Origin of the sequence: Xanthobacter versatilis, from assembly GCF_043193975.1 — a bacterium.
Lineage (GTDB): Bacteria > Pseudomonadota > Alphaproteobacteria > Rhizobiales > Xanthobacteraceae > Xanthobacter > Xanthobacter autotrophicus_E.
This window is the reverse complement of record NZ_JBAFVB010000011.1, coordinates 111,673-130,393: the sequence shown is the minus strand read 5'-3', so window position 1 is coordinate 130,393 and position 18,721 is coordinate 111,673. Positions and strand designations below refer to the sequence as shown.

Genomic DNA, 18,721 nt, shown 5'->3' with positions numbered 1-18,721 from the left:
GAATGGCCGGCCGCGAGGGGCCGCAGGAGATCGGCCGCTTCACCTTCACGCAGGAGGAGATCGCGCGCTTCGCCGGGGCTTTCGATCCCCAGCCCTTCCATGTGGACGCGGCGGCGGCCGCCGCCTCCCCGTTCGGCGGGCTGGTCGCCTCCGGCTGGCACACGGCCTGCGTCTGGATGGGCCTGTTCGTGCGCGCGAACGGCGCCGTGGACGGACTGCCGGCCGATCACCCGGCCGTGCTCTCGCCGGTGGGCGTGGGCTTCGGCATGAGCGACCTGAAATGGCTCGCCCCCGTGCGCGCGGGCGACACCCTCACCTTCTTCACCGAGGTCCTGGAGGCCCGCCCCAGCGGCAGCCGGCCGGGCTGGACCATCTTTCACCGCCGCAACAGCGCCCGGCGGGAGGATGGGACGGAGGTCCTCACCTTCGAGCTGAAGCACATGGCGCCGGATGGGCCGCTGTGAGCCCAGGCTGAGCAAACTACTCACGCGACTCTTGATTAGGATTAAAATCCCTTCATCCACTGGATGGAGAGAGGGACGCCGTGTCACCACCACCTGCCAAACCGTCACCTGCCAAACCGTCACTTGCCAAACCGTCACCTGCCGAGCCGGGCGCACTCGACGACCTGCGCCGCATCACCCTCGGTCTGCGGCTCGATCTTGCGGCTTGGCAGCTCCGCCTCGCCCTGAAGGGCGGCTATGATCCCAGCCAGCCACGCATTCCCAGCGGCGAGCCGGGTGGCGGGCGATGGGCTGGAGGAGGTACTGGCGATGTATACACACCAACGAAGCCGACCCGGACTGATCGCCCGGTTTCAATGGCGGCGCGCGCCATTTCCCGCGCGAGGGAAGCGGAATGTAATCTCTTGAATAAAATCGATACGGCCTACTGTAATACATTGAAAAATCCCGCATGCCATGGTCAGGCGTCGGAACGTTACTCTGCTTGCTTGAGGGGCAAGCCAATTCCTCCACCCCCTTTTTGAGAGAATAAATATGATCATGCTCACACACACACTTTTTCTAAACCGTCCCGAAGGCGAGATCCGTATCGAGATCCGTATTCACAAGCCTGCCCCGAAAGACGGCTGCTGGGCATGCGCATTTGAAATCGATTGGCCGGAAGAAACCAAGACCATGTCGGGAGCCGGAGTAGATGCGTTGCAGGCGCTGGTGGTGTCCTTGCAGATGATCGGCGTCCAAATTTACACGAGCTCCTATCACCACGATGGAGCACTGCGCGCTTACGAGGGTCAAGAAGGCTACGGCTTCCCCGTATCCCGGAATGTCCGGGATATGCTGATCGGGGTGGACAAGATCTATTTGTAACGCGAAGCCCGATCATGCCTTCCATAAGATGCGATATTCGGCCGGCGAGCCATTTGGGAGCCGAACTGATGCTCATCCTCACCCACACCCTCTATCTGCGAACCCCGGCAGGACCGCCACTCGCCATCCCCATCCGGCTCTACAAGCCGGCCATCGACGATGAGTTCGGCTGCTGGGGCTGCCGCTTCGAGATCGATTGGCCCCACCGGCGCAAGGCCATGTCGGGCTATGGCCAAGACGCCAAGATGACGTTCTGATCGCCCGCGCGCGCCTCGTTCCCTGCCACCTTATCCCCAGCCCACCTTGACGTTTGCGGCATCCTCGCCTTCCATCGCACTCCAACGACAGGAGGGGCGCCTTGCCCGACATCTTCTTCGAAGATTTCATCATCGGTGAGGTGAAAACGTTCGGCTCCCACCAGTTCGGCGAGGAGGAGATCGTCGCGTTCGCACGCGAGTTCGATCCTCAGCCCATGCATCTGGACAAGGAGGCGGGCAAGGCGTCCCTGCTCGGCGGCATGGCGGCGTCCGGCTGGCACACCTGCGCGGTCCTCATGCGGCTTATCTGCGACGGCTTCCTGCTGCGCACCGCCAGCATGGGCTCCCCCGGCGTCACCGAGAACAAGTGGCTCGCCCCGGTCTTCCCCGGCGACGTGCTGACCCTGCGCCGCACGGTGCTGGAAAGCCGCACCTCCAAAAGCAAGCCGGACATGGGCCTCGTCACCTTCCGCTTCGAGCTGGTGAAGCCGGACAAGACCGTTGCCATGTCGCAGGTCTGCGTCATCATGATCGGCCGCCGCAATCCGGGAGCCCGCCTCGCATGACCTATTTCGAGGAACTGGAAATCGGCGACCACGAGGTTCTGGGCCGCCACACCTTCACCGAAGCCGAGATGATCGCCTTCGCCAAGCTCTATGATCCCCAGCCGTTCCATGTAGATCCCGAGGCGGCCAAGCGCAGCCATTTCGGCGCGCTGGTGGCCTCCGGCTGGCACACAGCCTCCATGTGGATGAAGTTCTTCATCGCCTTCAACACCGGATCGACCAAGGCCCTGGAGGCCGAGGGCGGGCGCATGCTGGCGGTGGGTCCGTCCCCCGGCTTCACCAACCTGCGCTGGCTCAAGCCGGTCTATGCGGGCGACACCATCACCTACGCCACCGAGGCGCGGGAGAAGATCGCCACCCGCGGGCGACCCCAGTGGGGCCTGCTGAAGGCCTATAATTCCGGCACCAATCAGCACGGCGACCTGGTGATCGATTTCGAGAGCGCGGTGCTGGTAGCGCGCAAGGGCGGCTGAGCCGAGGGGCCCCGCCGCCGCTCAGCCTTCCAGCTCTTCCTTCAGGATTTCCAGCCGCAGCCACTCCTCTTCCGCCGCATCCAGCTCCCCTTGTGCCGCGGTGAGCGCGGCGGAGGTCTTCTGGAAGCGGGCGGGGTCGCGGGCGTAGAGGGCCGGATCCGCCAGCTCGGCGGCGAGCTTCTCTACCTTGGTCTTGAGCGTCGCCATGGTCTTGGGCAGGGTTTTCAGCGCGTGCTGCTCGTGGAAGGAGAGCTTGCGCTTGTCCTTGCCCGGCGCCGCGGCTGCAGGAGCCGCAGGCACGGGCTTGCCTTCCGGCGCGCCGCCCTTGGCCTTCGCTACCGGAGCGCCCTTGTCCCGCGCCTCCACGCCTCGGCCACGCTGGGTCACCATGTCCGAATAGCCGCCGGGATATTCCCGGAACACACCGTCGCCCTCGGCCACGATGACGCTGGAGACGGTGCGGTCGAGGAAGTCACGGTCGTGGCTCACCAGGATCACCGTGCCGGGATAATCAGCCACCATCTCCTGCAGCAGGTCGAGGGTTTCCAGATCCAGGTCGTTGGTGGGCTCGTCCAGCACCAGCATGTTGGAGGGCAGCGCCAGGGAGCGCGCCAGCATCAGTCGCCCGCGCTCGCCGCCGGATAGCACCGATAGCGGTGCGTTGGCCTGGTCGGGCGAGAACAGGAAGTCCTTCAGGTAGCCGATGACGTGCTTGGGCTGGCCGCCCACCATCACCTGGTCGGAGCCGCCACCGGTGAGCGCATCGCGCAGGGTGGTGGTGGGATCGAGCGCCGCGCGCTTCTGGTCGAGGCTCGCGATTTCCAGGTTGGTGCCGAGCTTCACCGTGCCGCTGTCGGGGGCAAGCTCCCCGGTCAGGAGCTTGATGAGGGTGGTCTTGCCCGCGCCATTGGGGCCGATGATGCCGATGCGGTCGCCGCGCAGGATGCGGGTGGAGAAATCCTTCACCACGGTGCGGTCGCCGTAGGACTTTGAAATGCCCTTGGCCTCGATGACCAGCTTGCCCGAGGTCTCCGCCTCGCTCACCGTGAGCTTGACGTTGCCGACGGCGCGGCGCTCCTCGCGGCGATCCTTGCGCATGGAATGCAGCAGGCCGAGGCGCCGCACGTTGCGCTTGCGCCGGGCGGTGACGCCGTATCGCAGCCAGTCCAGTTCGGCGACGATCTTGCGGTCGAGCTTGTGGCGCTCGGTCTCCTCCTGCTCCAGCACCTCGTCGCGCCAGGCCTCGAAAGCGGAAAAGCCCTGTTCGAGCCGCCGGGTCTGGCCCCGGTCGAGCCACACGGTGGCGCGTGACAGGGTTTCCAGGAACCGCCGGTCATGGCTGATGAGGACGATGGCCGAGCGCAGGCTCTTCAGCTCGCTTTCCAGCCATTCGATGGCCGGCAGGTCGAGATGGTTGGTGGGCTCGTCGAGGAGCAGCACGTCCGGCTCCGGCGCGATGACGCGGGCGAGCGCAGCCCGCCGCGCCTCGCCGCCGGAGAGATTGGAGGGGTCTTCCCGGCCGCTCAGGCCAAGTTCGTCGAGCAGGTACTGGGCGCGATACTCCTGATCCCCCGGCCCCATCCCCGCCTCCACATAGGCCAAGGTCGTGGCGTAGCCGGAGAAATCGGGCTCCTGCGGCAGGTAGCGCACGGTGGTGCCGGGCTGGAAGAAACGGGTGCCGGAATCCGGCGCCACCATGCCCGCCGCCACTTTCAGCAGCGTCGACTTGCCGGAGCCGTTGCGCCCGACAAGGCACACGCGCTCGGAGGCGGAAACAGAAAGTTCCGCCCCGTCGAGCAGGGGGGTCGCGCCGAAGCGCAGATGGATGTCCTGGAGGAGAACGAGGGGAGGAGCCATGGCGCCGGATTAAAGCCCCCGGCGCCGGAACGCAAAGGGTTGCTGCGACGCCCGCCGCTCAGCTCGATCCAGGGACGCGCGAAACGCACCGTCCGGACGCAACCGCCCGGTCGGTGACGTTCGCTTGAACCATCAATGTAGGGTGGAAGATCCGTTGATCTTGGTCATTTGGTCCTTGAGGACCAGTTTCTTGCGCTTCAACTCGGCAATGCGAACGGGATCGGAAGCCGGATGTGCAAGTTCGCGATTGAGTTCCTGCTCAATGGCCTGGTGGCGCCGCTTCAACTCCTGAAGGTGCGACTGGATGGACATTCTAAGCCACTCCCTGTCTGCAACACGACATCAGTCTGTCACGGAGCCGACGAAGAGTCGATTGCCTTTCTTGCTCTTCCGGCAAGCTCCTATCTTGCAGCGCGGCAAGCGCGTGCCATAGTCAGTACGAAATTCGGGGAAAGGGCGGCGTCCCTGTTTCAACTTTGGGAAGCGACGGTTTTTCCAGGGCCTCGGCGATGCGGCAGCGGGGTCGCGTATTTGTGTCCACGGGGATCTGCCGGCGCCGCCCGGCGCCATGTCCCCGCGAAGACGAATGGCGAGCCTGCCGGTGACGGATGTGGGAATGACGAGCGACGACGAACGGGATCTCAGGATCCATCTGGAGCGGCTGAAGCAGGAGCATCGCGACCTTGACACAGCCATTGACGCGCTGATGGCGGTGTCCGGCTCGGACGTGCTGCAGATCCAGCGGCTGAAGAAGCGCAAGCTCCAGCTGAAAGACCGCATCAGCCAGGTGGAGGACCAGTTGTTCCCGGACATCATCGCCTGAGCCTGCGGCCGGGCGCACGGTGCCGGCCCGAGGCCGGCATCGCCTGAAAAAAGCCCCCCGGCCAGGCCGGAGGGTCAATGCGGCGCGGAAATGCTCAGAGCTGCGCCAAAAGGGCGGGCGCGCCGGAGATGTCGGCCTTCGAGGGCACGTCCTCCACATTCAGGCTGGTCACCACGCCGTCCTCCACCACCATGGAATAGCGCTTGGAGCGCACGCCGAGGCCGGCGGCCGAGCCGTCGAAGGTGAGGTCGAGGGCGGTGGAAAAGGCGGCGTCCGGATCTGCCAGGAACACGATCTTGCCATCCGCGCCGGAAGCCTTCTCCCAGGCGCCCATGACGAAGGGATCGTTCACAGAGACCACGGCGATGGCATCCACGCCCTTGGCCTTGATGGCGTCCGCCTCGTGCACGTAGCCCGGCAGGTGGTTCTTGTGGCAGGTGGGCGTGAAGGCGCCCGGCACCGCGAACAGCACCACCTTCTTGCCCTTGAAGATCTCGTCGGTGGTCTTCGGCACCGGGCCGTCTTCGGTGGGAACGCGGAAGGTGGCGTTGGGCAGTTTATCGCCGACCGAAATGGGCATCGTTTTCTCCGACAGTCGCGGGCCGTTCCGGCCCGCGCCGACAATACGGGGTTTTACGGAGGAGAAAAGCGCACCGGGAGGCCCGGGCGGCAGGCCGGACAGCCGCGACCATTCGCCTCCTCAGGGGGCCGGCACAGGCACCGTTGTCGTGACGGACTTCGGCCCGTCCACCAGCGTGAAGGTGATGAGCGCGCCCGTCGGATCCACGCCCGAAGGCACGCCTTCCAGCGGCACCATGAAGCGGGCCGCCCCGTCAGGCAGCGCGGTCTTCTGCGGCAGCGGAAGGGCCCAGTGCGCGTCGGGGCCTTCGGCGAACAGGTCGGCCTTGGGGTTCATCGCCTTGACCTCGACCACAAGCCGATGCGGCGTCGCCGTCGTGTCGAGGGCGACGGACCGCACCGCCGGCGTCTCCGCCGCCCCCAGCGCCTGCGGCGCCGGCAACGCGGTGCGGGCGGCCGCGATGCGCGCCGCATCCACCCCGCGTGCCGCATCCGCCCCGCCGCCAGCATCGATAGCCAGGGAAAGGTCCACCTTGGCCGGCATGCACAGGGCCTCGCACACGGCGAAATCGAACGCGAGCTGGAGCCGCGCCGGCTTGGCGGGATCGGCCAGTTCCACCTTCAGCGGGAACAGCACCGCGCCCTTGTAGCCGATGGAAAACCCGCCGCCGCCGTCGGCAAAGCGCTTCGGTGCCGGCCACGCGATGGTGACACCGGCCACGTTCTGCGAGCCCTCGAACGACAGGTCCGGCGGCACGCCACTGTCGCCGGGATAGCGCCAATAGGTCTTCCAGCCGGGCGCGAGGCGCACCTCGATGCCGGCCTCCGCCTGTGCGCCCGACACCGCCCCGGCCAGAAGCTCCACCTCCGCCCCGGGAACCTTGGCGACGGCTTCCGCCGAGGCCGGCGAGGCGGCAAGCCAGAGGCCCGACAGGGACAGGGCTACAAGCCCCAGGCGGCCGCTTTCGGCAAACATGCGCAGCAAGATCATGCCCCAGCGGGTAGCCTCTCCGCGGCGGCGCGCAAAGCCCCCAGCGCGCACAAGCGTGTGAGAGGCAGGGGGCAGGCAAAGCGGTTTCGCATCGACAGCCGGCGACCATTCTCTCAATTCGCATTTCCAAAAGCCCGGATGCGCGGTACCCTTCTAAGATGATTGCGAGCCACAAACCCAACGTCCCAAGCGGGGGTTCGAGCTTCCTCGACGGGCAGTTGCTCATTGCCATGCCGACCATGCGCGACGAGCAGTTCGCACGCACCCTCGTCTATCTGTGCGCCCACTCGGCAGAGGGGGCCATGGGCATCGTGGTGAACCAGCCGGCGAGCCACATCGACTTCACCGACCTCCTGGTCCAGCTCGACGTGATCCCCTCCTCCGAGCGCATCCTGCTGCCCAAGAGCGCCGGGGCGGTCAAAGTCCTGCGCGGCGGGCCGGTGGAGACCGGCCGCGGCTTCGTGCTGCACTCGGCCGATTATTTCGTCGAGAATTCCACCCTGCCCATCGATGACGGCATCTGCCTGACGGCGACGCTAGACATCCTGAAGGCCATTGCCGGCGGTCGCGGGCCGCGCAGCGCCGTGCTGGCGCTGGGCTATGCCGGATGGGCGCCCGGCCAGCTGGAGACCGAGATCCAGGCCAACGGCTGGCTGAACTGCCCGGCTGATTCGGATCTCATCTTCGGTGAGGGGGTGGATACCAAGTACAACCACGCCTTGCGCAAGCTCGGGGTCGATCCCGGCATGCTCTCGAGCGAAGCCGGCCACGCCTGACGGGGGCAGCTTTTGCCGACAGCGCCGGTCTGCGACCGGCGCTGAGACGGCGACGCTCAGCGCCGCGCGGGCTTGGAGGTTATGCCGACAGCGCCGGTCTGCGACCGGCGCCGGGAGGGCCTAGCCAAAGGTGTCAGCCCTCGCCCCAGCGGCGGGGGCGATAGAAGGTATGTACGCCGATGCGGTCGAGCTTGCGCATCTCCTTCACCCAGCTCGGGTGCACCCAATAGGCATGGTAGTGGGTGGCCCGGCCCACGCTGGTGAGCCACAATTTGCCGTCCAGCATATCGGCGGCGATGTCCTTGGCCTGCACCCACATGTCCGGCTCGCGCACCACGTCGCGCACATCGTCGCAGGCGAAGGTGAACTGGCAGGCCAGGTGCCGGTGGGCGTTCTGGTAGACGGTGCCGCACACATCATTGGGGTAGTAGCCGGAGAACACCCGGTTGACGATGACCTGCGCCACCGCCACCTGCCCCCGCTTCGGTTCGCCCCGGCTTTCGAAATAGATGGCTTCCGCCAGGCACTTCTGGGCCCGCGCCAGTTGCTCGCCAGCAAGGCTGAGGCGCTGGGCGGGCGAGGGCCAGATGCCGTCGCGCTCGCCATCCTCGGCCGCTTCCACCGCCTCGGCGCCGGCGCTGGTGGCGATCTCAGCCGCGCCGGTGGGGCGCGGCGCGGGCAGCGGCACGAAGCCCTGCTCGGCCAGGGCGTGATATTCGAACGCCAATGCCGGGAAAACGTTGGGATCGCGGCTGAACACCGCCACCGGATCGTGATGGAGCGCCGGCTGCGCCTCGGCCTGGTCGATGGGCGCGGCGGGCGGCTCCTCCCCGGCGGATGCGGCCTCGGGCGCGGCCCCGAAATCGGGGCCGAAGGCGGCATCCTCGGCGATGGGGCCGGAATTGTCCTGGATCAGCGGCAGTTCCAGCAGCAGATCGAGGGCGAGTTCGAGGTGGGGCTGGCTCGGCCCGGTGCGGACGGGCACATCCTCGGCGTCGAGAACCAGCGGCGGGGGATAGGCGAAGGCGTCGTCGTCCGATGCCGAGGCCATTGCAACGGCGGGCGACGGGGTCAGGTCATCTGCCACCGGCGCGCCGGCGATGGCGGCGGCCCTGAAGGCCTCAGGCGGAACCGACACATCGGTAAGCGAGGCGGTGACGATGGGCGCCCCGGGCCGGATCACCCGCGGGGCGTCGTTGAATGCCGCCCGCGGCTCGGGCAGGCCGGTGCCGATGGGCTGGGGCAGGTCCAGCGTGCTGACCTTGAGCGCCCGCGCCGGCGCGGCCAGCATGACGAGCCCATTGGCGGATGAACGGTAATCGGCGCCATCCGCCCCGGCGATTGCGGGCGGCACGGCGGCGAAAGCGGCGGCAAGCAGGACAGGCGAAGCGAACCGCCTGATGCGTGTCCCTCGGTCTCGGCGAAACTCCATGGCTCCTGCCCTTGACGTGTCATCGTGTCCCTAATGGGGCGCCGGAGCGTTGCCCGACGGTGACACGCAAGAGCATTGTCCGATCAGCCTTGCCCGGTGGTTAACAGCGTCGCAAGTTCCGCCTCGCGGGCGAACGGTGTCTTGGCACCAAGCGCGAGGCGGCGGGCGCGGGCGAGCCCATGGGTGCCGAAGCGCACGCGCACGGCCTCCTCCACCCATTTTTCCTCCTGCGCGGCCCGATGCGCGGCACGCCGCCCGTCCTTGTCCATGAAGGCCAGGTGCTGCGAGACGGCGTCGTCGAATGCCTCGAGCCCCTCCCCCGTCGCCGCCGACAGGCGGATGACAGGCACCGTCCAGCCCGCCGCGCCGGAGCCGGAAAGTGAAAGCGCGCCAGCCACTTCCGAGGCCGCCCGCCGTGCCACCTCCGTCATGTCGGCCTTGGTGACGACGATGATGTCGGGCAGTTCCATGACGCCTGCCTTCATGAATTGCAGGCTGTCGCCGGAGGCCGGCTGGATGCACAGCACCACCGTGTCGGCCACGAGGGAAATGTCCGCCTCCGACTGGCCGACGCCCACGGTTTCCACGATCACCAGATCGTAGATGGCGCGCAGCAGCACCACCGCCGCCACCGAATCATCCGACAGGCCGCCGAGGCGGTCACGTGCGGCCATCGACCGCACGAACACGCCGCGGTCTTCCGGGTCGGTCTTCATGCGGGCACGGTCGCCGAGAAGAGCACCGCCGGTGCGCCGCGAGGAGGGATCCACCGCCAGCACCGCCACGGTGCGGCCGGCGGCGCGGGCGCGTTGCACCAAGGCATTGGTGAGGGTGGACTTGCCCACGCCGGGCGGCCCCGTCAGCCCCAGCACATGGGCCTTGCCGGCCTCAGCCGCCTGATCGAGAAGGGCGACGAGGCCCGGTGCGCCGCGCGCGGTCTCCACCAACGCAAGGGCCTGGGCCACCACGCGTTTTCCGCCCGTGCGCAGGCTGTCGAGATCAAGCATGGGCGGCTGGGCGGCGGTGGCGGGAGCAGACGGCATGGCACAAGTCTAGAGCACGCGCCGATCCGCTTGCAATGTAACCGGGGCCGCGGGATAGCGCCGTGCAACGGAAAAAGGCGCCGGCCAGAGCCGGCGCCTCTCCCACTGATCGGATCCGTGCGGGGGAACGGAACCGATCAACAGCCGGGAAACCTAATATATCAGCAGTTGCCGCGGGACACCCGCACCACCGCGCCATTGCTTTGGCGCAGATAGCAGCGGCCGTCATTTCCCCAGAAGTAGTAGGCGCGGTTGCGGTCCTGCTGGCTGCCGATGATGGCGCCGGTGGTGCCGCCGATGATGGCACCCGCCGCGACACCGCCCGCCGAGCCGGTGGCGGCGCCACCGATAAGCGCGCCTGCCGTGCCGCCGATGAGCGCGCCGCCCACCGTGCTGTTCTGCGCCGCGGCCGGTGCCACGGTGCCGGCGAAAGTGGCCACTGCGAGGGCCAGGGCGAGGCCGGAACGGATGGTCATTGTCTTCCTTTCCGCAGCCACCGGATGGTGCCGATGGCGTGCTGCGATGGACGCTGATCTAGCAAAGCCAACATGAACGCCAGATGAGCGGGACGTTCGGCCGTCATGCAGCTTCGCAACCGTTCTGCATCCCCCGCCTGTCGCCGTAAAGGGTCACGCGTCGCTTGGGGTTGTGATGTATTTCGATACCACCCAGATGGCATTGGCTGCAGAGGAGCGGAACACCATTCGTTCAGGAACGGCTCTTGCTTCGCAAGGCCGGTTCGGTGCAGGCTCCGGCACCCTCGTTCCAGGACAATCATTCATGAGCGAACGCAACCCCTTCGGCGGGACCATCACGCATCTATCGCCGGCCGAGGTCCGCCAGGGCCTCGCCGACGGCACCATCCTCCTCGTGGACGTGCGCGAGGCGAACGAGATCCAGGCCGAGCGCATCCCGGGCGCGACACCGTTTCCGCTGAGCAAGTTCGACCCCTCCGCCCTGCCCGATCCGGCAGGCAAGCGCCTGGTGTTCTCCTGCCGCTCGGGCCAGCGCTCGCAGCAGGCCGCAGCCTACGCCCAGAAGGCGGGCCTGCCTTATGAAGAGCACATGAAGGGCGGCATCATCGGCTGGCGCGAAGCCGGCTTCGAGGTCGAGCGCGGCTGAGCCACGCAGGCCTCCGGATCCGAATCGTCAGACCCGAAACGAAAACGCGCCGCCCGGACCCCGGACGGCGCGTTTTCGTTGAGTAAAGCCAACGGCCCCGGTCCTTGACCGGTGCCGAGAAGATATGGCTCAAGCCCTGCGCGGGCTTGTTCGCACCTGATCAGGCGGTGGCAGCATCCAGCTCGGCGATGATGGCCTTGCCCATGTCCTGGGTGCCGATGGTCTCGGTGCCCGGGCCGGCGATATCGCCAGTGCGCTTGCCGGAGGCCAGCACGCCGGCGATGGCCTGGTCGATGCGGTCCGCCACCTCGCCCTGGTTGAACGAATAGCGCAGGGCCATGGCCAGCGAGCCGATCATGGCGATGGGATTGGCGATGCCCTTGCCGGCAATGTCGGGGGCCGAGCCGTGCACCGGCTCGTACAGCGCCGCGCGCTTGCCGGTGACCGGATCGGCCGCGCCCAGCGAGGCGGAGGGCAGCATGCCCAGCGAGCCGGTGAGCATGGCAGCGATGTCGGAAAGGATGTCGCCGAACAGATTGTCGGTGACGATCACGTCATACTGCTTGGGCCAGCGCACGAGCTGCATGGCGAGCGAATCGGCGAGGTTGTGCTCCAGCTCCACGTCCTTGTAGGCGCGCTCGTGGAGGGCGGTGACCACCTCCTTCCAGAGCACGCCGGACTTCATCACGTTGTGCTTTTCGGAAGAGGTCACCTTGTTGCGGCGGGTGCGGGCCAGCTCGAAGGCCACGGCAGCGATGCGCTCGATCTCGTAGGTGTCGTAGACCTGCGTGTCGATGGCGCGCTTCTGGCCGTTGCCGAGGTCCATGATGGTCTTGGGCTCGCCGAAATAGACGCCGCCGGTCAGCTCGCGCACGATGAGGATGTCGAGCCCCTCCACCACCTCGCGCTTGAGGGAGGAGGCATCGGCCAGCGCCGGATAGCAAATGGCGGGGCGCAGATTGGCGAACAGCTGCAGGTCCTTGCGCAGGCGCAGCAGGCCCGCCTCGGGGCGCGCCTCATAGGGCACGCTCGCCCACTTGGGGCCGCCCACGGCGCCGAGCAGCACCGCGTCCGCCGCCTTGGCGCGGACCATGGCGTCCTCGGAGATGGCGGCGCCGTGCGCGTCATAGGCGCAGCCGCCCACCAGATCCTCTTCGATGGCGAAGGAGGCGAGGCCCGCCTGGTCGAGCCATGCGGCCACCCGTTTCACCTCGGCCATGACTTCGGGACCGATGCCGTCGCCGGCGAGGAGGAGCAGCTTGTGGGTGGCCATGGGTGGTGTCCTTGGAGTTCTCTTGTGCGTTCTTCTGGGCCTGCGGCGTCGAGCAATCTTGGCGTCGAACCGACCTGGCGCTGTCGCCACCCTGAAGGCGGCGGTTCCGGCGCGGAGTGCTACGGCCTCGCCTCTTCAAGTGCAAGGCCACCGGTGCAAGATCGTTGCTGCAATGCGGCGTCAGTCGCCCTTCACAAAGGCGGCGAAGGCGGCCGCGTAGTCCTTGTGCCAGCGCGACAATGGCGGCCGATTGGCAATGATGTCCCCCGCCGCCCAGGCGATCCGCTTCTGGTCGAGGGAGCGGGTCACGTCATTGTCCGGGCACAGGATGTAAAAATCGCCGGCCTCAAGACGCTCCAGCATGAAATCCACGGTCTGTTCCGCCGTCCAGGCTCCGGCCGGCTTCTCCGTGCGCCCGCCGGCCGCCAGCGGCGTGAAGACGAAGCCGGGAATGAACAGGTGGGCAGTGACCGCGCAGCCCTCGATGTTGCGCAATTCGTGGGCGAGAGCCTCGGTGAACACCTTCACCCCGGCCTTGGAGACATTGTAGGCCGGGTCGCCCGGCGGGGTGGTGATGCCCTGCTTGGACCCGGTATTGACGATGAGCCCCGGCTTGCCGCGGGCGATCATTTTCGGCCCGAACACGCGGGAGCCGAGGATGATGCCCCACAGGTTCACGGCGATCACCTTCTCCCAGTTTTCCAGCGGGCCGAACAGGGCGCTGCCGGGCTGGATGCCGGCATTGTTCAGCAGCACGTCGGTGCCGCCGAAGCGCTCCGCCACCTCGGCTTCCAGCCGCTCGATATCGGACAGTTCACTCACGTCGGTGGCAACGGCAAGCACATCGGCCGTCCCGCCGGGCGCGATGCCCGCAAGGTGCGCGGCGGCGGCCTCCAGCTTTCCCCCCGGCAGGTCGGCGATGGCGACCTTCAGGCCCCGCGCGGCGAAGCGGGCGGCGGCGGCAAGGCCGATGCCGGAGGCGCCGCCGGTCACGACCGCCACGGCACCGGAAGCAAGGGCGGGATGGGCAGGCACGGGATCAGCCATGGCTTTTCTCCTTCAGGGGGACGCCGTTTCAACGCCGCGTGGCGACGAAGGCTCCCCCGACGATGAGGGCGCAGGCCAGTGCCAGCGACCAGGACGGCGCGGCAAAGCCTGTCGCCACAAGCAGCAGCGTGGACAGGACCGGCGCGGCATAAGAGGCGACGCCCAGAAGGCGCACGTCGCCGCGCTTCATGCCGATGTCCCAGGTGTAGAAGGCCAGCCCCACCGGGCCAATGCCCAGCAGCGCCACCGCCGCCCATTCCAGCGCGCCGGACGGCCACACGGTGCGTTCCAGCGCCAGGTGGCACAGGCCGGCCAGCACCGCCGTGGCGAGGCAGAAGCCCGCCACCGCCTGGGTGGGCACATCCGCGAAATGGCGCGAGGCCACCGAATAGGACGACCAGATGAAGGCGCAGGCGAAGGCGGCGAGATAGCCCGGAGCGAAACGCGCCTCCACGCCGGTGAAGCCGCCCTTCCCCAACAGCAGCACCACGGTTCCCGCAAAGCCCATGAGCGCGCCGATCACATGGACACGGCGCAGCCCGCCGCCGGGCAGGAAGGCAGACAGCAGCACGATGAGCAGGGGCCACAGATAGGCGATCAGCCCGGCTTCCGCCGCCGGTGCCCATTTCAGCGCGGTGAAATAGAGGAAGTGGTAGCCGAACAGCCCACCCACCCCATGCAGGTAGGCCAGCGGCCGCTGCTTCAGCACGCCCAACCCCGGCCCGGCCAGCGCCGCCCCCACGCCCACCGCCCCGCCAATGGCGAAGGTCAGCGCTGTGAGGAGAAATGGAGGCACCTGCCCCGTCGCCGCCGTAAGCACGGCAAGGGTCGCCCACAACAGGATGGCGAGCAGGCCGATGCGGGTGGCGGCAGCGGAGGTCATGACGCGCCGCTCAGGGGCCCAGCAGATCAATGAGGGCGGGGATCAGCGGCTCGTCGGCGGGCGGCATGGGGATGTCGCGCAGGCGCGCCGGGCGCAGCCATTGCAGCGCCTGATGCTCCTTGCGCTGGATGCTGCCCTCCCAGCGGCGGCAGATCCACAGCGGCATCAGCAGGTGGAAGGTCTCGTAGCCGTGGCTCGCGAAGGTGAGCGGGGCAAGGCACGCCTCCTTCACGGCGATGCCCAGTTCCTCGTCCAGCTCGCGGATCAGCGTCGCCTCGGGCCGCTCCCCCGGCTCCACCTTGCCGCCGGGGAATTCCCACAGGCCCGCGAGAGCCTTGCCTTCCGGCCGCTGGGCCACAAGCACGCGGCCGTCTGCGTCCACGAGGGCGCAGGCGGCGACGAGGGTGATCTTCACGAGCGATAATCCCCGTTGATCGCCACATAGTCCTTGGTGAGGTCGCACGTGAGTACCCGGTCGGAGCCGCGGCCGAGACCGAGGTCCACGAACAGGTCGATCACGTCGTTCTTCATGTAGTGGGAGACCACGGCCTCGTCGTAATCGGGATCGCGGGCACCTTCGTGGGCGACGCGATAGTCGCCGAAGGAGATGGTGAGGCGGTCGCGGTCGGCCGGCTCGCCGGCCTTGCCCACCGCCATCACCACGCGGCCCCAGTTGGCGTCCTCGCCGGCCACGGCGGTCTTCACCAGCGGCGAGTTGGCGATGGACATGGCGATGCGCCGCGCCGACTTCTTCGATACCGCGCCGGTCACCTGGATGCGCAGCAGCTTGCGGGCGCCCTCGCCGTCGCGGGCCACCTGCTCGGCAAGGTCGGCGAGCAGGTCCACCAGCGCGTGGCGGAAGGCGCGCAGGGCCGGATCGTCCACGCTCTTCACCGTCTTCGCGCCCCGCGCCTTGGCGGCGCCGGTGGCGAACAGCAGCAGGGTGTCGGAGGTCGACGTATCGCCATCGATGGTAACGGCGTTGAAGGTGTTCTTCACCCCCTTGGAGAGCAGGTCCTGCAGCACCCCGGCGGCGATGGGCGCATCGGTGAAGACGAAGGAGAGCATGGTCGCCATGTCAGGGGCGATCATGCCGGCGCCCTTGGCGATGCCGTTGATGGTCACCGGCACGTCGCCCAGCAGCACCTGCGCGGTGGCAAGCTTGGGGAAGGTGTCCGTGGTCATGATGGCGCGGGCGGCGTCGAGCCACGGCCAGTCCACCAGGCGGCCGGCGGCCTCGGTCAGCGCGCCCTCGAACTTGGTGGCGTCCAGCGGCTCGCCGATGACGCCGGTGGAGGCGAGGAACACCTCCGAGGTCTTGCAGCCCAGCGCCACGGCGGCGATCTCGGCGGTGAGCTGGGTCGCCTCGCGGCCCTTCAGGCCAGTAAAGGCGTTGGCATTGCCGGAATTCACCACCAGCGCGCGGGCCTTGCCCTTCTTCAGCAGCTCGCGGCACCACTCCACCGGAGCGGACGGGCACAGGGATCTGGTGGTGACGCCGGCCACCGTGGTGCCGGGCGCGAACGACATGACCAGGACATCGGTGCGCCCGTGATAGCGGATGCCGGCGGCGGCGGTGGTGAAGTTCACCCCGGGCACCGGCAGCAATTCGGGCACGAACTTGGGCGCGAGGGGAGAGATGGTCGACGACATGGCTGTTCCCCAGGTGATGGCGCCTCTCGTGTGCCGCAGCTTCAGGGGCAAGGCAAGCGCGCCGATGGCGCCGGTTGCCGCAGCCCCGCGGCAGACCTTCGCGCCCGCTCAGTCTGCCTGCTCCTTGGCCCTGCCTAAACTTCCGCCCCGATGGCCGCCAAAGCCGCCTTCGCCACCTCCACGTCCTCCGACCCCTTGCCCGAGCCGACGCCGATGCCGCCCACGCACACCCCGTCGAGAATGATGGGGAAGCCACCCTCCAGGTTGGTCAGGCGCCCGCCGGCGGCGATGGCGAGCTTCAGCTCCAGAGCGGGATCGAGCCGGCTGGTGGGCTGGCGGTGGGAGGCGGCGCTGATGGCCTTCGACATGGAGGTCTCCCGCGACAGCAGCTTGGCCCCGTCCATGCGCACGAAGGCGAGGAGATTGCCGCCCTCGTCCACGATGGAGATGTTCTGCGGCACGCCCATGGCCTCCGCCTTCGCCACCGCCGCAGTGAGCGCGACCAGCGCGCCGGCATGGGTAAGGCGGGCGGCCGGACGGGTGAAGGCGGCTTTCTCTGTCGACATGAACGGCCTCTCAGTCTTGCGTCCCGGCTCAGGTGCGGCGCGGTTGGTCATTGATCCAGTCGGCCGCCGGACGGCGGATGATATCAGCGAGTCTCGCCAGCATGGCATCGCACTGGGCCAGCTCGTCGCGGCCGATCCATTCGTCCGCCTTGTGGGCGCGGGCGATGTCGCCGGGGCCGCAGACGAGGGTGGGGATGCCGGCCTGCGCATAGAGCCCGGCCTCGGTGCCGAAGGCGATGGTGCCCGGCACGCCATTGTCGCCGGTGAGCCGCGCCACGGCAGCGGCCTCCGGCGCGTCGGAGGCAGTGGCGAGGGCGGGATAGGTGGACAGCTCCTCCAGTAGCAGATCGGCCTCGGGCGCTTGCGCCTTCAGGACCGCGCGCGCCTCCTGCACCAGCGCCTCGATGCGGCGGAACAGGGTGTTGGTGTCGCTGCCGGGAATGGTGCGCAGCTCGAATTCCATCACCGCCCGGTCCGGCACCACGTTGAGCGCCCCGCCGCCATGGAGGGAGCCGATGTGGAGCGTGGCATAGGGCGGATCGAAGGCGCGGTCCTGCGCGCCGGTCTTCAACTCGTCCGCCAGATCCGCGAGCCGGGCGGCGAGGCGGGCCAGCGCCGTCACCGCGTTCGCCGCCTGGTGCGGCAGGGCCGAATGGCCGGTACGGCCCAGCGCCGTGGCGCGCCAGCCGGTCTTGCCCTTGTGGGCGCGCTTCACCTTCATGGCCGTAGGCTCGCCGACGATGCACATGAGCGGGCGCGCCGGCAGGGCCGCCACCGCCGCCACGAGATCGCCCGCGCCCTTGCAGCCGATCTCCTCGTCATAGGAGAGGGCCACATGCACGGGAGTCTTCGGATCGGCGGCGGCGAAGGCGGGTAGCGCCGCGAGGACGCAGGCGACGAAGCCCTTCATGTCGGACGTGCCGCGCCCGTAAAGCCGGCCATCGCGCGCGTCGAGGCGGAAGGGATTGCTGGTCCAAGGCTGCCCCTCCACCGCCACCACATCGGTGTGGGCGGAGAGCACGATGCCGGGGCGGTCCTCCGGCCCGATGGAAATCAGCAGCGCGGTTTTCTCCCCGCCGGCGTTGGGCAGGCGGCGCACGCGGGCGAAGGGGGCGGCGATGGCCGCGATGGCGGCGACCACCTCCTCATTGGGCGTATCTGTAATTGAAGAAATTGAGATGAGTTTTTCAAGTATTTCTTCGGATGATACTTGCCTGCTCATGGCCGCCTCGCTAGAAAATTACTGAAAAGGAGACGGGAATGACCTATTCCATCGCCGCGCGCTGCCCGCAAACCGGGGCCTTCGGCATCGCCATCACCTCGTCCAGCATCTGCGTCGCCAGCCGCTGCGCCTGGGTGAGCCCGCTCGGGCTCGTGACCACCCAGAACGTCACCGACCCGGCGCTGGGGCCTGCGGGCCTCGCGCTGCTGCGGCAGGGCCTCGGCGCCGGCGGCGTGCTTACGACCCTGCTGGCCGGAACGCCGGAGCCCGCCTTCCGGCAGGCCAGCGTCATCGACCGCTACGGGCAGGTGGCGTGGCATTCGGGGGCCGAGGCCCTGCCCATCGCCGGGGTGGCGGAAGGGCCCGGCTGCATCGCGCTCGGCAATCTCCTCACCCATGACGGCGTGCCGGCGGCCATGCGCGATGCCTTCCTCGCCGACCCCGCCCTGCCGCTGGCCGAGCGGCTGCTGCGGGGCCTGGAAGCCGGGCTCGAAGCCGGCGGCGAGACCGGGGACGAGCATTCGGCGGGCCTTCACGTGGCGCGCACCTATGACTGGCCGGTGGTGGACCTGCGGGTGGACTGGGACGAGGCCCCCATCGGCGCCCTGCGCGCCCTGTGGGATCGCTACGCTCCCGAGCAGGCCGCCTTCGAGAGCCGCGCCCGAGCGCCGGCCACGGCGCCCGCCTTCTAGGATCTTGCGTTCCATCAACCCGCTTGAAGGTTCGTGCGGATCAGCTGTTGAGGTCCATTTCGTTTCTTCGGAACCGTCATGGCCGGGCTTGTCCCGGCCATCCACGCGGCAAGGCCGGGAACGGCTTTCGCACAG

General features: G+C 68.1%; 23 protein-coding genes. 9 read left to right on the top strand and 14 right to left on the bottom strand.

Annotated features, from left to right (window positions below; all coding sequences use genetic code 11):
• Positions 1-2: 2 nt before the first annotated feature.
• The 5 genes from V5F66_RS19075 (at position 3) to V5F66_RS19055 (ending at position 2,627) form a co-directional block, all read left to right on the top strand.
• Positions 3-464, top strand: coding sequence for a MaoC/PaaZ C-terminal domain-containing protein (locus V5F66_RS19075; RefSeq protein ID WP_012114625.1), 462 nt, complete (start codon positions 3-5; stop codon positions 462-464).
• A 534-nt stretch (positions 465-998) separates the two neighbouring features.
• Positions 999-1,331 (top strand): DUF6968 family protein, encoded by a 333-nt coding sequence (locus V5F66_RS19070; RefSeq protein ID WP_012114624.1) that lies wholly within the window; start codon positions 999-1,001, stop codon positions 1,329-1,331.
• A 68-nt stretch (positions 1,332-1,399) separates the two neighbouring features.
• Positions 1,400-1,588 (top strand): DUF6968 family protein, encoded by a 189-nt coding sequence (locus V5F66_RS19065; RefSeq protein WP_012114623.1) that lies wholly within the window; start codon positions 1,400-1,402, stop codon positions 1,586-1,588.
• Between the two features lie 101 nt (positions 1,589-1,689).
• Positions 1,690-2,154 (top strand): MaoC family dehydratase, encoded by a 465-nt coding sequence (locus tag V5F66_RS19060; protein WP_012114622.1) that lies wholly within the window; start codon positions 1,690-1,692, stop codon positions 2,152-2,154.
• Positions 2,151-2,627 (top strand): MaoC family dehydratase, encoded by a 477-nt coding sequence (locus tag V5F66_RS19055; RefSeq protein WP_012114621.1) that lies wholly within the window; start codon positions 2,151-2,153, stop codon positions 2,625-2,627. The genes V5F66_RS19060 and V5F66_RS19055 overlap by 4 nt, the downstream gene beginning before the upstream one ends.
• Positions 2,628-2,648: 21 nt before the next feature.
• On the opposite strand, the gene V5F66_RS19050 is transcribed toward V5F66_RS19055, so the two are convergent.
• Positions 2,649-4,484, bottom strand: coding sequence for an ABC-F family ATP-binding cassette domain-containing protein (locus tag V5F66_RS19050; protein ID WP_394094503.1), 1,836 nt, complete (start codon positions 4,482-4,484; stop codon positions 2,649-2,651).
• Positions 4,485-4,616: 132 nt separating this feature from the next.
• Complete coding sequence (locus V5F66_RS19045; RefSeq protein WP_012114619.1) at positions 4,617-4,796, bottom strand: YdcH family protein; 180 nt, start codon at positions 4,794-4,796, stop codon at positions 4,617-4,619.
• Positions 4,797-5,100: 304 nt separating this feature from the next.
• Here V5F66_RS19045 and V5F66_RS19040 point away from each other — a divergent pair, with 304 nt between their 5' ends.
• A complete protein-coding gene (locus tag V5F66_RS19040; RefSeq protein WP_012114618.1) occupies positions 5,101-5,307 on the top strand; it encodes a YdcH family protein in 207 nt (68 codons plus the stop codon).
• Between the two features lie 94 nt (positions 5,308-5,401).
• Here V5F66_RS19040 and V5F66_RS19035 read toward each other — a convergent pair whose 3' ends face one another.
• Both V5F66_RS19035 and V5F66_RS19030 read right to left on the bottom strand, forming a co-directional pair.
• Positions 5,402-5,887 carry a peroxiredoxin gene (locus V5F66_RS19035; RefSeq protein ID WP_012114617.1) on the bottom strand — a complete coding sequence of 162 codons (486 nt, stop codon included), beginning with the start codon at positions 5,885-5,887 and terminating at the stop codon, positions 5,402-5,404.
• Between the two features lie 120 nt (positions 5,888-6,007).
• Positions 6,008-6,877 (bottom strand): protein-disulfide reductase DsbD domain-containing protein, encoded by an 870-nt coding sequence (locus V5F66_RS19030; protein WP_394094502.1) that lies wholly within the window; start codon positions 6,875-6,877, stop codon positions 6,008-6,010.
• Positions 6,878-7,035: 158 nt separating this feature from the next.
• On the opposite strand from V5F66_RS19030, the gene V5F66_RS19025 reads away from it, so the two are divergent.
• On the top strand, positions 7,036-7,653 hold the full coding sequence (locus V5F66_RS19025; RefSeq protein WP_012114615.1) for a YqgE/AlgH family protein: 618 nt from the start codon (positions 7,036-7,038) through the stop codon (positions 7,651-7,653).
• Positions 7,654-7,786: 133 nt separating this feature from the next.
• Here V5F66_RS19025 and V5F66_RS19020 read toward each other — a convergent pair whose 3' ends face one another.
• The 3 genes from V5F66_RS19020 to V5F66_RS19010 form a co-directional block, all read right to left on the bottom strand.
• On the bottom strand, positions 7,787-8,944 hold the full coding sequence (locus tag V5F66_RS19020; RefSeq protein WP_081437046.1) for a cell wall hydrolase: 1,158 nt from the start codon (positions 8,942-8,944) through the stop codon (positions 7,787-7,789).
• A 224-nt stretch (positions 8,945-9,168) separates the two neighbouring features.
• Complete coding sequence (meaB, locus tag V5F66_RS19015; protein ID WP_394094501.1) at positions 9,169-10,128, bottom strand: methylmalonyl Co-A mutase-associated GTPase MeaB; 960 nt, start codon at positions 10,126-10,128, stop codon at positions 9,169-9,171.
• A 161-nt stretch (positions 10,129-10,289) separates the two neighbouring features.
• Positions 10,290-10,604 (bottom strand): glycine zipper domain-containing protein, encoded by a 315-nt coding sequence (locus V5F66_RS19010; protein ID WP_012114612.1) that lies wholly within the window; start codon positions 10,602-10,604, stop codon positions 10,290-10,292.
• 304 nt (positions 10,605-10,908) lie between these two features.
• On the opposite strand from V5F66_RS19010, the gene V5F66_RS19005 reads away from it, so the two are divergent.
• Positions 10,909-11,250, top strand: coding sequence for a rhodanese-like domain-containing protein (locus V5F66_RS19005; protein WP_394001543.1), 342 nt, complete (start codon positions 10,909-10,911; stop codon positions 11,248-11,250).
• A gap of 160 nt (positions 11,251-11,410) precedes the next feature.
• Here V5F66_RS19005 and leuB read toward each other — a convergent pair whose 3' ends face one another.
• The 7 genes from leuB to argE form a co-directional block, all read right to left on the bottom strand.
• The gene (leuB, locus tag V5F66_RS19000; RefSeq protein WP_012114610.1) at positions 11,411-12,523 is read right to left on the bottom strand and encodes a 3-isopropylmalate dehydrogenase; all 1,113 of its coding nucleotides are present in this window, start codon (positions 12,521-12,523) and stop codon (positions 11,411-11,413) included.
• Positions 12,524-12,703: 180 nt separating this feature from the next.
• Positions 12,704-13,570, bottom strand: coding sequence for an SDR family NAD(P)-dependent oxidoreductase (locus V5F66_RS18995; RefSeq protein WP_394094500.1), 867 nt, complete (start codon positions 13,568-13,570; stop codon positions 12,704-12,706).
• A 28-nt stretch (positions 13,571-13,598) separates the two neighbouring features.
• Positions 13,599-14,453, bottom strand: a complete 855-nt coding sequence (gene yddG, locus V5F66_RS18990; protein ID WP_012114608.1) for an aromatic amino acid exporter YddG — start codon at positions 14,451-14,453, stop codon at positions 13,599-13,601.
• A gap of 10 nt (positions 14,454-14,463) precedes the next feature.
• On the bottom strand, positions 14,464-14,868 hold the full coding sequence (locus V5F66_RS18985) for a (deoxy)nucleoside triphosphate pyrophosphohydrolase (RefSeq protein ID WP_394094499.1): 405 nt from the start codon (positions 14,866-14,868) through the stop codon (positions 14,464-14,466).
• On the bottom strand, positions 14,865-16,106 hold the full coding sequence (argJ, locus tag V5F66_RS18980; protein WP_394007757.1) for a bifunctional glutamate N-acetyltransferase/amino-acid acetyltransferase ArgJ: 1,242 nt from the start codon (positions 16,104-16,106) through the stop codon (positions 14,865-14,867). Before argJ ends, V5F66_RS18985 begins: the two co-directional genes overlap by 4 nt.
• A 134-nt stretch (positions 16,107-16,240) precedes the next feature.
• Positions 16,241-16,672: a GlcG/HbpS family heme-binding protein gene (locus V5F66_RS18975; protein WP_394053855.1), complete on the bottom strand. Its 432-nt coding sequence runs from the start codon at positions 16,670-16,672 to the stop codon at positions 16,241-16,243.
• 28 nt (positions 16,673-16,700) lie between these two features.
• On the bottom strand, positions 16,701-17,894 hold the full coding sequence (argE, locus tag V5F66_RS18970; protein ID WP_394053856.1) for an acetylornithine deacetylase: 1,194 nt from the start codon (positions 17,892-17,894) through the stop codon (positions 16,701-16,703).
• Positions 17,895-17,932: 38 nt separating this feature from the next.
• Between argE and V5F66_RS18965 the strand changes: the two genes are divergently transcribed.
• Entirely contained in the window at positions 17,933-18,586 is a 654-nt protein-coding gene (locus tag V5F66_RS18965) for a DUF1028 domain-containing protein (RefSeq protein ID WP_394053857.1), read from the top strand.
• Positions 18,587-18,721: the final 135 nt, after the last annotated feature.